Origin of the sequence: Adhaeribacter swui (assembly GCF_014217805.1) — a bacterium.
Classification (GTDB): Bacteria; Bacteroidota; Bacteroidia; order Cytophagales; family Hymenobacteraceae; genus Adhaeribacter; species Adhaeribacter swui.
In genome coordinates, this window is the sequence record NZ_CP055156.1 from 371,458 (window position 1) to 387,094 (window position 15,637).

Annotated in this window: 10 protein-coding genes; 5 read left to right on the forward strand and 5 right to left on the reverse strand. The window is 45.5% G+C overall.

All coding sequences use genetic code 11. The features are described from left to right. Positions 1–8: 8 nt before the first annotated feature. Both HUW51_RS02670 and HUW51_RS02675 read right to left on the reverse strand, forming a co-directional pair. Positions 9–413: a hypothetical protein gene (locus HUW51_RS02670; RefSeq protein WP_185272464.1), complete on the reverse strand. Its 405-nt coding sequence runs from the start codon at positions 411–413 to the stop codon at positions 9–11. Continuing rightward, positions 414–2,612 (reverse strand): FG-GAP-like repeat-containing protein, encoded by a 2,199-nt coding sequence (locus HUW51_RS02675; protein ID WP_185272465.1) that lies wholly within the window; start codon positions 2,610–2,612, stop codon positions 414–416. Positions 2,613–2,699: 87 nt separating this feature from the next. On the opposite strand from HUW51_RS02675, the gene HUW51_RS02680 reads away from it, so the two are divergent. Further along, positions 2,700–3,998 carry a UDP-N-acetylmuramoyl-tripeptide--D-alanyl-D-alanine ligase gene (locus HUW51_RS02680; RefSeq protein WP_185272466.1) on the forward strand — a complete coding sequence of 433 codons (1,299 nt, stop codon included), beginning with the start codon at positions 2,700–2,702 and terminating at the stop codon, positions 3,996–3,998. Between the two features lie 47 nt (positions 3,999–4,045). Here HUW51_RS02680 and rfbC read toward each other — a convergent pair whose 3' ends face one another. Together rfbC and HUW51_RS02690 are read right to left on the reverse strand one after the other, a co-directional pair. After that, entirely contained in the window at positions 4,046–4,588 is a 543-nt protein-coding gene (gene rfbC, locus HUW51_RS02685; protein ID WP_185272467.1) for a dTDP-4-dehydrorhamnose 3,5-epimerase, read from the reverse strand. 108 nt (positions 4,589–4,696) lie between these two features. Continuing rightward, positions 4,697–5,815 carry a glycosyltransferase family 4 protein gene (locus HUW51_RS02690; RefSeq protein WP_185272468.1) on the reverse strand — a complete coding sequence of 373 codons (1,119 nt, stop codon included), beginning with the start codon at positions 5,813–5,815 and terminating at the stop codon, positions 4,697–4,699. Positions 5,816–6,116: 301 nt separating this feature from the next. Between HUW51_RS02690 and hflX the strand changes: the two genes are divergently transcribed. The 4 genes from hflX to HUW51_RS02710 all read left to right on the forward strand — a co-directional run bounded on the left by hflX (position 6,117) and on the right by HUW51_RS02710 (position 11,208). Beyond that, positions 6,117–7,343 (forward strand): GTPase HflX, encoded by a 1,227-nt coding sequence (hflX, locus tag HUW51_RS02695; protein ID WP_185272469.1) that lies wholly within the window; start codon positions 6,117–6,119, stop codon positions 7,341–7,343. A 159-nt stretch (positions 7,344–7,502) separates the two neighbouring features. After that, positions 7,503–7,997 carry a SixA phosphatase family protein gene (locus tag HUW51_RS02700; RefSeq protein ID WP_185272470.1) on the forward strand — a complete coding sequence of 165 codons (495 nt, stop codon included), beginning with the start codon at positions 7,503–7,505 and terminating at the stop codon, positions 7,995–7,997. 77 nt (positions 7,998–8,074) lie between these two features. After that, positions 8,075–10,141 carry a polyphosphate kinase 1 gene (ppk1, locus tag HUW51_RS02705; RefSeq protein WP_185272471.1) on the forward strand — a complete coding sequence of 689 codons (2,067 nt, stop codon included), beginning with the start codon at positions 8,075–8,077 and terminating at the stop codon, positions 10,139–10,141. Between the two features lie 326 nt (positions 10,142–10,467). Continuing rightward, positions 10,468–11,208 (forward strand): methyltransferase family protein, encoded by a 741-nt coding sequence (locus HUW51_RS02710; protein WP_185272472.1) that lies wholly within the window; start codon positions 10,468–10,470, stop codon positions 11,206–11,208. A gap of 366 nt (positions 11,209–11,574) precedes the next feature. Here HUW51_RS02710 and HUW51_RS02715 read toward each other — a convergent pair whose 3' ends face one another. Continuing rightward, a complete protein-coding gene (locus HUW51_RS02715; RefSeq protein WP_185272473.1) occupies positions 11,575–15,351 on the reverse strand; it encodes a metallophosphoesterase in 3,777 nt (1,258 codons plus the stop codon). Between the last annotated feature and the right edge of the window lie 286 nt (positions 15,352–15,637).

Here is a 15,637-nt window from a genome sequence, read left to right on the forward strand (position 1 = left end):
GGGAGAGCTTACTTACTAACTTCCGAAAAAAAGCGTTCCAGGTGCGCTATTAAGGTACTATCATCTGGATTTTTTAAAAAATTTAAATTTTGCCGGTTACTAAAAAGGCGTTCTAACCGGGTATGTGGGCCTTGCAGCACTACCTGGGTATTTTCCTGCCGTCGAATCAGAATTTCAGCTAAAGGTAAAACTGCCCCTAACGGCTCTTCGGTATCAACAATATTAAAATAAACGGCGCATTTATCCGCGGCTGCTACTACCTGGTTAACTTGCGCCATTAAAAACTCCTCCGAAAAAGCATCCAGATCCAGGTAATCCAGGTGAGGAAAGCGTTTTTTCACTTTCGCCAAAACCGGCTTGTAGTAAGTGTAATCTGACGACAAGCCTAATTCGATGTAGATAAAAGCTGCCATTTAAGGGTTTACTAATAGTTTGTAACCGGCTGTTTTGCCCGTGGCGGTGTGCACGCGTACGTAATACAACCCGGGTGCTAATCCCACCAGCTTGATGCGGTGCTCTTTGTTTGGCACTGTGTTCCTGCGCACTTGTTTGCCATCGGAGCTAAATAAAGCTACCTGCATTTTTTCCGGGCCGGTTACGGTAACTTCCTGGTTGGCCGGGTTCGGGAATACCGCAATATTTAGCCGGGCTTTTTCTTCTTCCGAAATACCGGTTCCGGTTCTTAATTGTTGAGTCAGGTAAAACAAGCCCCCCCCGGTGTTACCCGCAATTATTTCGGGTTGTTTATCGCCATTTAAGTCAGCGGCTGCCAAGGCTACATGGGTGCCCAAGCGGCTTCTTACGGCCGAGTTACTAATGCTATTGGCGAATAAAGCAGGCGTTTCGGTAAAATTAGCCGATAAATCGGCCATAAAATTGGCGTATATTCTAATTACTCCCCGGTTATCTACGGTTAGCAATTCGGGAGAATTATCGTTGTTTAAATCAGCAATTAAAGGGTATAAGTTGCGATTGGCTTCTTCCTGAAATTCGATACCGCCAAATTTTTCGTTTTCCAGCGTAAATACGGGTTGAGCGGCCGTACCGGTGTTACGGTAAAAAAGCAAAGGCCCGCTGGTATCGGAAATCAGAAAACTGGCCGCCACGATAGCATCCTGGTCGCCATCGTTATCCAGGTCGTAAAAAACCGCTACATCGCCGGTGTTTTCGCCGATATCTAAAGATTGCACTGCACTTACATTAAAACGAAACGGTTGTTCGGCGGCGGCTTGGTTTAAAATATATTTATTGCTGCCCGTTGAGCTGTTGAGTATGCTAAAGGTAAGGTCCAGGCGGCCATCGTTGTTTAAATCGGCAAAGCGCGGTTTTATGCCCTGTAGTCCTAAAGTAGATAAATTGGCATAATCATCGGTTTCTAAACGGAACTCGGGTGCAGTAGCCGAACCAATATTGGTGTATAAACTAATACTGCTCACCATGTTATCACCTTTCATGGTGGCGTAGTTACCTACCAGCATATCCAGGTCGCCGTCGGCGTCTACATCAGCAAAAGCCGGGGCGCTGTCTTCGCCTAAGTCCAGCACGAAATTTTGTAAAAAATTATTTTGCAAAAATTCAAATGCCGGACTGGCATTGGCCGCAGCGGTGTTGCGGTACAGCCAGATAGATTGGTTGGTATTAATGCCATCCATGTTAGCGGGCAGATACGGCGAAACCAACAAGTCGGGCACATTATCAAAAGTTACGTCTTCGTAGTAAGCGGCCAGAAATTGCCGGAAATTAGCAGGTGTGGTATTATCCGGAAACGTTTTTTTTACGCCGGAGCTACTCATTACAGCTTTGGTTGGCGTACCTTGGTTGGTAATTTGTACTAGTTCGCTGCAAGGATCGCCCCCGATTAAAACATCTTTATCCTGATCGTTATCCAGGTCTAGGGCCAAAATGGTTACGGGCACGCTATGTTTGGTGCCGGTAGTACGGCAAGCCGAATTAAACATAAAACTACCGCAGGCATCTTCGCACTTGGTTAATTTGCCCCACCAGGCATCTTCGAGCTTAAACCGCAAACTATCCGGCGACAAGTTATCTTCTACCCGCATGTTTTTGTATAACTGTATGGTGTGGCCCGAGTAAAAATCAAAACAAAGAATATCCAGGTCGCCGTCGTTATCCATATCGGTAATAGCGGGTAAATCGTCGCCGCTTACCTGTAAATTTACGCCGTTGTTAAACCGCACAAAATCTTCTTTTAAAGCAAATCGTAAAGGGCCGTTTACCGGCGTTACGTTTTCGTAAACCCTTATGCCCAGATTGCTCTTGGTAAATAAATCTTTGCGGCCATCTTGGTTAAAGTCGCGTAACACCACCCAATCCGATAAACTATCCGGGAAAAACGCCTCGTATTCTGGTTGATATTGCCAGGACCATTGTCCGTTTATTTGCTGCGCCAGGTACGTAGAAACTTTATTTTGCGTGCGATCAAAAACAAATAAATCCTCGATATCGTCTTGGTTTAAATGAATTTTAGAGAATACCGCGCTGTTTAATCCGCCAGCCCAGGGATTATTTAAAATATTCGTACCATCGCTTATTTTTACGTTATTTTGATAACGAAATTCATAATATTGCTGCCCGAAACCGCGGGTGCTCATTCCGGAAAAACAGACAACCAATAAACAAAACAAAATATTTTTCATACAGGTAAGTAACGCTATCAGCGTAGTAATCTATACAAATATATGGCAGAAACCATTTCGTTGCTTTATAATAAATACTTGGAATGTACGGCCGTTAGTACTGACTCGCGGGCCGACCAGAACAACAATTTATTTTTTGCCTTACACGGCCCCAATTTTAATGGTAACCAGTTTGCGGCCCAGGCTTTGGCTAAAGGGGCCCGATACGCCGTGGTAGACGACCCAGCACTGGCCAGCGACCAAATAATTGTGGTGCCCGATACCTTACAAGCCCTGCAGGAACTCGCCCAATACCACCGGCGGCAATTAACTATTCCGGTAATTGGTATTACGGGGTCTAACGGCAAAACCACTACCAAAGAATTAATTCACGCGGTTTTAAGCCAGCGGTTTAATACCGTATACACCAAAGGCAATTTAAACAACCATATTGGCGTACCGCTTACTATACTTACCATTAAGCCCGAACACCAGATTGCCATTATTGAAATGGGCGCCAACCACATTGGTGAAATAGAACAGCTTTGCAATATTGCCGAGCCTACGCATGGCATTATCACCAACATTGGCAAAGCACATCTGGAAGGTTTTGGCAGCCTGGAAGGGGTAGCCCGGGCTAAAAGCGAGTTATACATGCACCTGCTCCGCAATAAGGGAACAGCCTTTATCAACTCACAAAACGAACATTTGCAGCGCATGGGCAGCCGTTTACCCATTAAAATAACGTACCCGGCGCCCGGCGATTTTTTCCATTGCAAGTTTATTTCGGCCTCGCCTTTCGTGGTTTACGAGTCCGAAAACAACGAAATTGTTACCACTCAAATTATCGGGGAGTATAATTTTGAAAATATAGCCGCGGCATCGTGCATCGGAAAATATTTTAACGTGCCCTTAACTAAAATTAATGCGGGCGTAGCCGGTTATGTGCCTACGAATAACCGCTCCCAGATTATACAAAAAGGCACCAATACCATTTTGCTGGACGCCTACAATGCCAACCCATCATCCATGACGGCCTCGGTGAACAATTTTGCCCATGCCGAAGCCGCGCGCAAGGTACTTATTTTGGGTGATATGCTGGAGTTAGGCACCTCGAGTACCGATGAACACGCCAAACTCGGGAAATTAGTAGCCGGTTTTCCTTTTGATGTGGTGCTACTGTGTGGCCCCGAAATGCAGCAAGCCAGTGCCTATGTCCCGGCAGCTCATCACTTTGCCACCAAAGCCGACCTGAAACAATGGCTACTGAATAACCCGGTGCAGAACAGCTTTGTTTTAATTAAAGGCTCCCGCGGCATGAGCTTAGAATCTTTACTGGATTATTTAGAGCCGGGCAGTTAAAGTTGATTGTCAGCCGGAGCAAAAGTTTAAAATTTTAAAATTATAATTTAAAACTGAGAGTTTAGCTCTTGCAGCGTGGGTAAAACCACATCTTTAGGCGAGATAATGGCGTCGGTAATGCCCCAATCAATACCTAAGGCCGGATCGCTCCATAAAAGCCCCCCTTCGGCAGCCGGGTGGTAATAATTGCTGCATTTATACAGGAAAATGGTGTTATCGGTTAAGGCGGCAAAACCGTGCGCAAAACCTTCCGGAACAAAAAACATATTTCCTTTATTGGCATCAAGTTCGCAGGTAATGTGTTGGCCGTAAGTAGGCGAATTTTTCCGGATATCCACGGCTACATCTAAAACCCGGCCGGCCGCTACCCGCACCAATTTGGCTTGCGCGTAAGGCGGATTTTGGAAATGCAAGCCCCGTAATACCCCTTTCTGCGACAGTGATTGATTATCCTGCACAAACTCGGTGGTAATGCCATTTTCGGCAAAAATCCGATAGCTGTATGATTCAAAAAAATAACCCCGGGCATCGCCGAACCGGCGCGGTGTAATCTCAACGGGACCTTCTATCGCGAAGCGCTTAAATTCCATGAAACGATTTTTAATTATTCTTGAATGGCCTGGGCCAAAGATTTAAATTAAACGCAAAAATACCGAAACAACTACCGGCGAATAGCAAATTTTAAAAAATTTAAATTTTCAACGAACTTTTACCGCCACCGAATTTACCACCGTTAAATATTTATCGATGACAAACTGCTCGTCGAACTTGGTAACGGCGAGCTGGCGGCTGGCGGCGCCCATTCTTTTTAGTTCCTGATCGGGAAGTAAGTAAATTTGTTCCATTTTGGCGGCTAAATCGGTGGCATTACGGGCTTCGCAGAGCAAGCCGTTCTGCCCATCAATTACGGTTTCTTTGCAACCAGGCACGTTGGTCGTAATAATGGGTTTGCCTAGCGCAGCCGCTTCGAGTAAGGTTTTGGGCGTACCCTCGCGGTAAGAAGGCAACACCACGCAATCCGTTTTTAAAATGCACGAAGCTACGTCTTCGGAAGTACCTAAATACGCAATGGCACCTTCATTTACCCAGGCCATAAACGTAGTCTTTTTAATTCCCACGTTGCCGGCTTCGTCAAAACTACCGAGTAACTGACAGCGAACCTCCGGGTATTTTTGCTTGAGTAGTTTACTGGCTTCCACAAATTCCACTACGCCTTTTTCGTAGAGTACCCGGCCAATCATTAAAAAAGTAAAGGGTTGTTGACGGGTAAAAACCGGCGCCGGCACAAACTGGCGGGTATTAATGCCCGAACCGGGTAACACATCTGTGATGGAAGACTTTACAAGTTTATAGTGAAAGAATAATTCGCGGTCATCAGGGTTTTGAAAAAATACTTTTACCGGAAACCGGAAAGCCAAGCGGTATAAACTTAAAGCTACTTTAGAAACCAGGTTGCGCACAATAAACACTGTACCTAAACCCGACACGTTATTTACCGTAGGAATGCCAGCCAACCTGGCCGCCAGCGTACCGTAAATATTGGGTTTAATGGTGTATTGCAGAATTACATCGGGCTGTACTTGCCGGTAAACAGCGTAAAACCGCTTAATTAACAGCATATCCTGCACAGGGTTGGTGCCTTTGTTTTCCATCAGAATGGGTACGTACCGGCAACCCGCGGCCTCTAAGCGGGGCGAGTACGCATCCGGGGGAGCTATGGCTACTACTTCGTGCCCGGCCGCCTGCAGGGCTTTAATCAAATTCAGCCGAAAATTGTAGATGTTCCAGGAAGTATTAATAACAATAGCAATCCGCATACCCGCTTTTAGTCAAACCCTGTTTTAGCGGGGCAAAGATAAGCAGTTGGATTAAAGTTTTCGCTAAAGCCGTTTAAGTTATCCTGCTCCGATTTTTTAAATTTTTGGCTGCCTTGTGGCTAAACAAACCTATATTAGCAGCCTTTTCACTTTATTTAATTCTTATTTTGTCCGGTTTTTAATGCTTGAAAAGCAATTTTTTTTAAAATAGCAGGAAGGTTATAAATGCATCCATGAACCATATAGATGGCCTTTTTGAAAAAAAAACCGTACACTTTCTATTTTAATTTGATTACTACTTATGGCTAAGAAATTACATGATACCGCTAAAATGCAGGAAACAGCGGTTTTGGTAGCAGTGCCTTCTAAAACACAAGCGGATGAAAAAACCGAAGAGTACCTGAATGAGTTGGCTTTTCTGACCGAAACAGTAGGGGCACAAACTATAAAACGTTTTATTCAAAAATTAGATAAACCCGATATCCGCACTTACGTGGGCAAGGGCAAGCTCGAAGAAATTAAAGCTTTTGTTACGGAGTTTCAGATCGACATGGTTATTTTCGACGATGACCTGACACCCTCCCAAGTGCGCAACCTGGAAGCCGAGCTGAAAGTGAAGATTGTAGACCGCAGCTTATTAATCCTGGATATTTTTGCTTTACGCGCTAAAACCGCCCAGGCCCGCACCCAGGTAGAAATGGCGCAGTACCAATACTTTTTACCCCGCTTAACCAATCTCTGGACGCACTTGTCGCGGCAAAAAGGCGGCGTGGGCATGCGGGGTCCGGGGGAAACGGAGATTGAAACTGACCGCCGGATTGTGCGGGATAAAATTGCTTTGCTCCGCGATAAACTCGAAAAACTAGATAAACAAAACTACCAACAACGCAAGTCGCGCACCGAAATGGTACGGGTAGCCCTGGTGGGTTATACCAACGTGGGTAAATCTACGCTCATGAATTTACTTTCTAAATCCGAAGTTTTTGCCGAGAACAAATTATTTGCGACGGTAGATGCTACGGTGCGCAAAGTAGTAATTAACCGCATTCCGTTTTTGCTCTCCGACACCGTAGGTTTTATCCGCAAGTTACCTACCCGTCTCATCGAAAGTTTTAAATCTACCCTCGACGAAATTCGGGAAGCTGATTTGCTGGTGCACGTGGTAGATATTTCGCACCCGGGCTTTGAAGAACACATGGAGGTGGTAAATAAAACTTTAAAAGAAATTGACTCAGCCGAAAAACCGGTGTTGCTGGTTTTTAATAAAATTGACCAATACCGTGCCCAGGAAGCCGAAGAACTAAACGACATGGGTGAAGGCACTGAAAAACCTACGCTGGAAGACTTGCGGCAAACCTACATAGCCAAAATGCATAACCCGGCTATTTTTATTTCGGCCACCGACCGGACAAATATTGATACCTTACGCGACGAGTTGTTTGCGCGGGTAGCGGCTATTCACTACGAACGTTACCCCAACGTGCTTCCACCCACCGAAGAAGAATTTACAACGCCCGAAACAGTATAAATTTTAAGAATTATTTGTTCTGATGAAGATTCCTGCTTTTGCTCCTTACTTGCTGCTATTGCTGCCAATTTTTAAAATTTTACCAAAAGCACCAATTAAAACCAGAAGATAAAACGAACCCCTACCTGTAGGAATGAAGCCATAAAATAATTGCCTGCTATGAAAACCTTATACCTGCTACGCCACGCCAAATCGAGTTGGGAATTTGAGGAATTAAGCGATCACGACCGGCCCTTAAACAAACGGGGCCGGCACGATGCGCCTTTAATGGGCCGGGAATTAGCTTCGCACGAAATTAGTCTGGATTTAATTGTTTCTAGTTCGGCGGTGCGGGCGCTTACTACAGCCTCGCTGGTGGCCAAAGAACTGGAGTACGACACCGAAGAAATTGTTATAAACGAAGGTATTTACGAAGCCGATACGCCGGGGCTTTTAACCATTATTAAACAAACGCCCGATAACCTGGATACCGTAATGCTGGTGGGTCACAATCCGGAAATTACCGAATTAGCCAATCTTTTATCGCCCGAACACCTTGCCAGTATGCCTACCGCAGCAGTGGTGGGCCTGCGGTTTAACTGCGAAGCCTGGGCCGAAATCAGTCAGGAAAACGCGGCGTTGGTACTCTACGATTTTCCGAAAAACCACATATAAGTTACTCCATCTGTTTTTTTCCGTACTAACACGTACCGTTACTTATTCGTAACGCTAACCGCGCTTTACCTGCTGCTATGGAAAAAAATAAAAAAATTTTGAGCCGAGAACTAAGCTGGCTGGCTTTTAACCACCGGGTATTACAAGAAGCCCAAGATATTACCGTGCCTTTATTGGAACGCATCCAGTTTATGGCCATATTTTCTTCGAACCTCGACGAGTATTTTAAAGTACGCGTAGCCACGCTCAAACGCCTGATTCAGTTTAAGAAAAGCGATCGCCAAAAATTAACCCAGGACCCCAGCGAAGAACTAGACCAGGTTTTAACCGAAGTAGCCCACCAGCAAGAAGAATTAGGAGAAACGTTCCGGAACCAGATTGTACCGGCCTTACAAGCCGAAAAGATTTTTATTATCAACGAAAAAACCATCAAGCCTGATCAGGAAGAATTTGTGCGGGATTACTTTACCCGGAAAGTACAGCCTTTACTCGCCCCGGTAATACTCACATCCGATATAAATTTCCTTTTTTTAAAAGACCAGGTACTTTACTTATTAATTGAGCTTACCAAACCGAAGCAACCCGCTGCCACGGCCATTTTGGAGGTACCCACCAAGCAACACGGGGGTCGGTTTGTAAAATTACCAACAAGCCATAAAGAGCGCTTTGTTTTATTTCTGGATGATGTAATCCGGTACAATTTAGCGCAACTGTTTCCGGATTATAAGGTAGCCAAAGCCTACGCCATAAAAATTTCGCGCGACGCCGAGCTGGACATTGAAGAAGAAGTGTCGGATAATTTAATGGCTAAAATTAAGCGCAGCTTAAAAAAACGCGAAACCGGTTATCCTTCGCGGTTGCTCTACGACAGCACCATGCCAAAAAACTTGCAGGATACCATTTGCCGGTTAATAGGCGTTACGTCCGAAGAATTAATAAAAGGCAGCCGCTACCATAATTTTCGGGACTTTTTTGGCTTTCCGGATTTTGATTTGCCCCATTTAAAATACCCGCCGCAGCCCACCTTGGCACACCCACAGCTGCACGGGATTAAAAAATTATTCCCGCTAATTCGCCAGCAAGATTTCCTGGTGCATTACCCGTATCAGTCGTTTGATTACGTATTGCAGTTTCTAAACGAAGCCGCCAAAGATCCGGCGGTTACTACGGTTAGTGTAACCTTGTACCGGGTAGCCGATAAATCAAAAGTAGCCAAAGCGCTGGTAAAGGCCGCTAAACGAGGCAAAAGAGTAACCGCCGTCATTGAGCTAAAAGCTCGCTTCGATGAAGAATCGAACATTTACTGGGCACGCAAGCTGGAAAAAGCCGGTGCCACCGTAGTGGTGGGTTTACCGGGTTATAAAGTTCATAGCAAATTATGTTTAATAACCCGGCAAGAGAAAAACGGCCCGGTGCAATACGCGTATTTAAGTACCGGTAATTTTAACGAAAAAACTTCGCGCATTTACGCCGACCACGGTTTATTTACCAGCGACACGCGCTTAACCAAAGAAGTAGAAAGCGTATTTCAGTATTTACTGGACCGCAACCCCGAAAACAAACAATTCCGGCATTTGCTGGTGGCTCCCTTTAACATGCGCGCCCGCTTCATTCAATCTATTAACCAGGAAATTAGGAATGCGAAGAAAGGATTGCCCGCCTACATTATAGCCAAGATGAACTCCCTGCAGGACGAGGCCATGATCTTAAAACTGTACGAAGCCAGTGCTGCCGGCGTGCGCGTGGATTTGATTGTGCGGGGAATTTGCTGTTTAAACCCGGGAGTAAAAAATTTAAGCGAAAACATTACCGTGCGCAGCATTGTTGACCGTTACCTGGAGCACGCCCGGGTATTTATCTTTGCGAATAACGGCGAAGAAAAAATGTACATTTCCTCGGCCGATTGGATGACGCGTAATTTAAGCCGCCGGGTAGAAGTAGGATTTCCTATTTTCGATAACGTTTTGCAGCAAGAAATCCGGCACTTGATTGACTTGCAACTGCAGGATAACGTAAAAGCCCGCAATCCCAAAAATCAATACCTGGGTTCCGGGGCTTCCGCCGAAACCCGTTCGCAGTACACCACCTATACCTACCTGGAAAAATTAGAAGAACAAATTCCACCTCCTTCTAAATCAAAGTAACTAAAGTTAAGGAGTTGCAGGTATGTTATGCCACTAATTGCGGGTAGATTTCCAAAATTAATTTGGTTAAATCCTTGATTTCAGGAAGCGAAAATTTTTAAATTTTTCCGTTTCTGCGGCTTTATGTATCTAGTTTTCAGCTATAAAAAACATCCCTGTGGGCACCTAAATATGCCAGCGAGTAAACGATAATCCCTCATCAACTTCCGGCGTTAGGTTAAAATTTTACGTATAGATCTAAAGTATTTTCCCTAGTTTTAGGTTTTAACCAGCCTGGCGGTTGGGGCAGAACAGCCCGAATGTTCTGTTATAATGTATCTGTGCGAATGCCTTTAAGAGAAGAATTTGAAATTTCCGGTAACTGGTTATTCCGGCGGCGTGGTTGGTTGCCCATGTTACTTTTCCCGTTTGCTATTGCCTTACTTTATTTTTACCGCGATTTTACCTACGCCTGCGTTACCAGTACTTTTTGGAGTACAGTCTGTTTACTAGTATCCTTGCTGGGTTTGCTGGTACGCGCTCTTACTGTGGGGCACACGCCCAAAGGCACCTCCGGCCGCAATACCGAAAAACAAGTAGCCGATTGTTTAAACCATACGGGAGTTTATTCGGTGGTACGGCACCCTTTGTATTTAGGTAATTTTTTAATGTGGCTGGGCTTGTTCTTGTTTATTGGCATCTGGTGGTTTGTAATTATCTGCGTGCTAGTATTTTGGCTGTATTACGAACGCATTATGTTTGCCGAAGAAGAGTTTTTACGCCGCAGCTACTCGCAAGCTTATGAAACCTGGGCCAGCCAAACACCGGCGTTTTTACCGCGTTTATCGGGCTGGCAGGCTTCTACCCTGCCCTTTTCGCTGCGTAACGTGCTTAAACGCGAGTACAATGGTTTACTGGCCCTGGTAGTTTCTTTTACCTTGCTAAATGCCATGAGCCACTTATTTATGCATCAGCAATTGCAAGTAGATGTATTCTGGCAAATTGTTTTTGGACTCGGCGTTGTAATTTTCATCATCCTAAAATCCCTTAAAAAGTACACCCACGTCCTCGAAATTGCCGGACGTTAGTTCATAGTCCATGGTCGATAGTCCGTAGACCACGGATATTTATACCTTAATATCAGCCGATAGAGTAAATTTTTAAAATTTCTCATTTCTGCGGATAAACGAAGCACCTATTTTACGGCAAATAAACTTAACATTGTCTAGGGTTGTACTTAGAGTTAGCGCAGCGCTCTAAGTACTCTCGGGCAGCCAATCTCCGATTGGCATTTATCTGAATGCATGGATGTGCTAATTAGAGAATAGCCGTCCGAAAATGCGTAGAGACTGCTAACGCGAACTCTACGCATAACTGAAGCCTGGATTTTACTTTTTCAGAAATATCAAAAATTTAAAAATTCAGCTTTATTTAGATTAGCCGAACGGTATGGATCAAAACAAAAAGCCGTAAGTTAAATTAAAATAATGGGCTTCGCCGCCGATGGAGTAGGTGCCGGAAAACACGGCTTTGTTTAAAATATCAACCCAGGCGCCTACCCCGTAGCCGTAGTGCAAACCCCGGAATAATTTGTTGGAAGCATCGTTATCTGCGAAAACCCGGCCGGTATCGTAAAACAACAGCGTACCAAATTTTCCCGGGAACAAGTACAAATTAAACCGGAACAATTGAATACGCGCCTCGGCGTTGGCATACACGGTGCTGCGGCCGGCAAAACGCGTACGGTTAAAGCCGCGCAGGTTGGTAGTGCCCCCCAAGGTGTTAGCCTGGTAAAACCGGTAATCGCCGAAATTATGCGCCGCGCCTAACCGCCCTGCCCAGGTAAGCTGAAACGGAAAATCCGGGGTGAGATAAAAGACTACCTGAGAATTCACATTGGTATAGCGCAATTGGTTGCGCCCCAGCTCACGGTTAAAACTTACTTCGTTTAAAAACTTTATGCCGATGTAGGGGTTAACCGGATTACTAACAGCCTCCAGATTTAGAAATAAGCGTAAACCCAGGTAATCGTTCTTATCAAAAGCACCTTGTACTTCGGCGTTGGTTTGCACTAACTGCCGCGCTTGCTGCCCCGAAGCGGCCGAATCAATCCGGAAATGATCGTATTGCGGACCAATCCCAAATTTTAAAAAACTAAATATATTTTTGTTGATGGTAGGCGAAAAATACAGACGGGAGAACCGCACCCGGTAATCTTTTACTTGATCTAAATCGGCCGGCGTCTTGTTGCCTTCGCCAAAAAAGTTATACAGTAACTGAGGGCCGTACACATAAGCCTGCAATCCTACATCGTACTGCGAGAAAACAGCTTTAAAATCGCCATCATAGCGCACATTATACGCCGCCCGGGCAAAAGAATAATTTGCTCCTACCCGGTGCTCGGTAGCGTACGGTTCTTTCCGGAATTTATGTGTGCGGTAAATTAAACCAGCTCCTATAAAAAATTTATCGTCGGGGTTATAGGCAAACGAAAGCCGGGGGCCGATGTAAGGCGTTTGCTGCTCCGTGCGGTCGTAGCGGTTTACTTCTTTGTAGTTTTTGGTTTCGTTTTTAGTTTCGGGGCCAAAATTAAAGTAATTGCCGGCTTTAGTATCGTAAACCAGGGTTTTACGGACTAAGCCGCTTACCACGGAGTTATCCGTTATCGAGTCACAGTCGCTGCCGCCAATTATGCGTACCCGAATACCTTTTTGCACCTGTCCGTTTACTTTAAACACATCGTCGCCGCCCAAGCCATACAAGCGAATTTCTTTGGTTTCGTTAGTATTAAAAGTACGATCGTATACCAGCCGACCAATGGTTCCGTTTTTACGAATATTATTTACAATTACCTGGGTTTGGTCATTATTTAAGCGGTTCACGATAAAGCGTTCGCGTTTATCGCTGCCGGCTACATCTACGGTTCTGGCCAAAAATGCGTAATAAACGGCGGCCAGTTGAGGCAGTAAATCGCGGCGGGATTTGAGCTTGGCAGCAATTTCGGCACCGGATAGTTTTGCTATTTCGGCGGGCCATTGCGCTACGGCTTGTTCAATTACGGCATCGGTTACGTTTTTTTTAATTTTTTCGGCTTCGGCCAGCCATTGTTCTTTAGTTACTGAGGCTAAAAAAGTACGATCAGCACTTTGGGCCGTTAAATTCAACCCGATGTAATCCTTATAAGTGTAATCAAAATTTTGGATATTTCGGACAGCCCACTTCCGGGTAATAAGGTAAGGAATAAAACCATCAGCTTTGAAAAACACCACATCCCGGTCTTTAGGTACCGGTTCAAAAATTCGTTCGCCATCGCCTTTACGTTCTACCCAGCGCCACTGGCCTTCGTGCCGGTCCCAGTCGCCGATGAGCATATCAAACAAGCGGGCGCGGGCAAAACTTACTTCATCCACGGTATTGTCATTATCCTGTTGCTTGCGTTCGAGCACTTTATCGGTGCCCACCAGATTTTTAGCGTAACCTAAACTAGCCACGTTGCGGTGGTCTTCGTCAGGATTTTCTTCCAAAATTGCTACCTGGTTTTTAAAATTTTCCAGGTATTTACCCAGCAAGGGATCGTCGGGTACGTACACTAATTTCGGGTTAACGTGGTATACGCTAGCTGCTTCGGCCAGAACGGGTAAAATTAAGGCGCCGTACGGGTGTTGCGCCGAAATTTGATCTTGCAGCACATCGCGGACTAAGGTTTGGCGCATGCTGCTGGGCAAGATTTGCGCAGGATTTTTGTTAACTGACCGCAACGAAAATTCCCGGCCGGCCTCGTTGCGTAGCCGCAAAGAAGCGGTTTGCTTGCCGCCACCTAAGCGGTACGGTATCAGGCCGTTTTGTTCGGTTTGCAAATCCAACAAGGGCATTTTTACGGGGGTAGCCCACTCCTGCCGGTAATGTGTTCCTAATAAAAATTGCTTGGTTTGGCCAGCGCCGTACAGTTTGGGATTAGCTGCTATGGTAATGCTGCTATCTTTAAAACTAGGTCGGGCCACCACATTTTCAACTGGTTTTAGAGGAGCAGCATCTTGTTGCTGGTACAGCTTGGTGCGGTACATGAGCTGGCCTTGGTTGCCGTTGCCTTGGGGTTCCCAGAACTCGAGCCAGGATTCGCCGTTGGTGTAATAATTTACGATGGCGTAGCCTTTGGCTTCGTGCCCGAATTGGGCATTGCCGCCGCCTAGTTTCAAGTATTGGGTTTTACAGCCCGAGCCACTCACGATGGTGTGCACATTGCCGTTTTTAAAATGCTGCAAATTATGTTCGTGCCCGGCGGCATACACCACGTTGGGGTATTTTTTAAAAATTTCCATTAAACCGTTCGCGTAAGCCTGGTATTTGGGGTAAGAAATATCCTGACTAATGCCGCCGTAGCGCCGGGCCCAAGGGTAAATAGACCCAACCACCGGCATCGGAATGAACAAATACGGATTTAATTCTAACAGCGGAAAAATATGGTCGAGCACCCGGAAATTGCCGCCGTGAACACCATTACTTTGCAGCGGATGGTGGCCCACTACCATAATGTTTTTGCCGCTGTTGCGATTGATAATGTCTTCCAGTTGCACCAGGACTTCGGCTTCGTCGGCTACGTTGCAGTAATTGTTAGGGCCGTAAGGGCGTTCTTCGGTTTGCAGCCACCACTGCGAGTTTAAGGCGATAAGCACTAAATTTTCCTGTAAAAAAACTTCGTACGGACCGGGGCAACCTTCGTCGGGCACAAAAAAATTACCGCCACTCACAAACGTAGAATCTTTCAGGTATTCTTCTACATATACTTCTTGCCGGATTACCGATTGCAGTCCGCCGGGCCGGCCCTGGGCCCAATCGTGGTTGCCCGGAATCATATACTTTTCGCCACGGTAGCCTTGCAAAATATCCAGTTGGGTGCGGATGCGTTCTTCATCGGTTTTGCGGCCGGGGCTACCGGGTTCGGTAAGGCCATACGAGTAAATATTATCGCCCAAAAAAACCACGGCACTTTTTTCGCCGGCTGCCTGCAATTGCGCACGCAACAGGTTTAACGACGGTTCCAGCGGGTTTTTAGCGGGAGCACCTACATCGCCGATTAAGAAAATAGAATAAGCCAGTTGGTTAGCCGGCGGCGGGGTGTTTTGCTGCCAATTGGCTGCTTCGCGGTTATAATAAGGTTTATGAACAGTACAAGAAGGTACAAGAAAAAGCGTAAGCCAGCAAAAAAGAACACCTGTAATAATTTTACTCATAGATCAATGGGGCCAATAAGAAAACAAATAAACCGGCTGCATTTATTTGCTGCAGCAAAGCTTTTGTATCGTTTAAAAGTAGCTGCCATTTGGTGTTACTGCAACTTAGCCCGATAAGTTTATTTTTTAGGCGAGAACCAAACAATTAGCGCGGTGTTTAGCTTTTAACAATAGCGTAAATAATTGGTTTTCTTTTTAATCGTTCCAGAGAAGTTGGTTGCTACAAAATCAGAATTTTTAAAAATTTCGTATATTTCCTTAACCCAATACCAACCAATGCTGCCAG

Coding starts and splice junctions, on each gene's coding strand:
- HUW51_RS02670 (WP_185272464.1), bottom strand. CDS start 413: ATGGCAGCTTTTATCTACATCGAATTAGGCTTGTCGTCAGATTACACT.
- HUW51_RS02700 (WP_185272470.1), top strand. CDS start 7,503: ATGAAAACCTTATACCTGCTACGCCACGCCAAATCGAGTTGGGAATTT.
- HUW51_RS02675 (WP_185272465.1), bottom strand. CDS start 2,612: ATGAGCACCCGCGGTTTCGGGCAGCAATATTATGAATTTCGTTATCAA.
- hflX (WP_185272469.1), top strand. CDS start 6,117: ATGGCTAAGAAATTACATGATACCGCTAAAATGCAGGAAACAGCGGTT.
- ppk1 (WP_185272471.1), top strand. CDS start 8,075: ATGGAAAAAAATAAAAAAATTTTGAGCCGAGAACTAAGCTGGCTGGCT.
- HUW51_RS02710 (WP_185272472.1), top strand. CDS start 10,468: ATGCCTTTAAGAGAAGAATTTGAAATTTCCGGTAACTGGTTATTCCGG.
- HUW51_RS02715 (WP_185272473.1), bottom strand. CDS start 15,351: ATGAGTAAAATTATTACAGGTGTTCTTTTTTGCTGGCTTACGCTTTTT.
- rfbC (WP_185272467.1), bottom strand. CDS start 4,588: ATGGAATTTAAGCGCTTCGCGATAGAAGGTCCCGTTGAGATTACACCG.
- HUW51_RS02680 (WP_185272466.1), top strand. CDS start 2,700: ATGGCAGAAACCATTTCGTTGCTTTATAATAAATACTTGGAATGTACG.
- HUW51_RS02690 (WP_185272468.1), bottom strand. CDS start 5,815: ATGCGGATTGCTATTGTTATTAATACTTCCTGGAACATCTACAATTTT.